Raw genomic sequence first — 430 nt, 5'->3', positions numbered from 1 at the left:
ATAACAAGGCACCAATGTGGCTGCGCATAAACCGCCAACACCACACTCGGCACGGTTATGTTGAACTACTTAAAAACGAAAACATTGAATTCACACTGCCCCCTGAAGACACTGATGCCATCCAATTAGCCACACCTTGTGACGTTACTTTGCTTCCTGGCTTCGACAGATGCTGGGTATCTGTGCAAGATGCTGCAGCTCAGCTTTCCGTTGATTTCCTAACACCAAAAGATGGTGAGCTAATCCTAGATTGCTGCGCAGCACCTGGTGGTAAAACTGCACACATTCTTGAACATACTCAAGACACTGAAGTGGTTGCAATCGACAGCGATATTACACGCCTAGACCGCTTTTACGATAACCTTGAACGCCTACAACTACGTGCCGACGTAATCTGTGGTGATGCTCGCTACCCTGAAGAGTGGTGGAC

1 pseudogene is annotated in these 430 nt (G+C 47.9%); it reads left to right on the top strand.

Annotated elements, in window-relative coordinates:
• Positions 1–14: 14 nt before the first annotated feature.
• Positions 15–430, top strand: a pseudogene (locus AACU55_RS23365) (16S rRNA (cytosine(967)-C(5))-methyltransferase RsmB); the annotation flags it as partial.

It is taken from the genome of Rahnella sp. CJA17(1/100) (genome assembly GCF_963881615.1).
Taxonomy (GTDB): Bacteria; Pseudomonadota; Gammaproteobacteria; order Enterobacterales; family Enterobacteriaceae; genus Rahnella; species Rahnella aceris.
The sequence above is the reverse complement of the archived record's forward strand: the minus strand, read 5'-3'. Positions and strand labels throughout refer to the sequence as shown.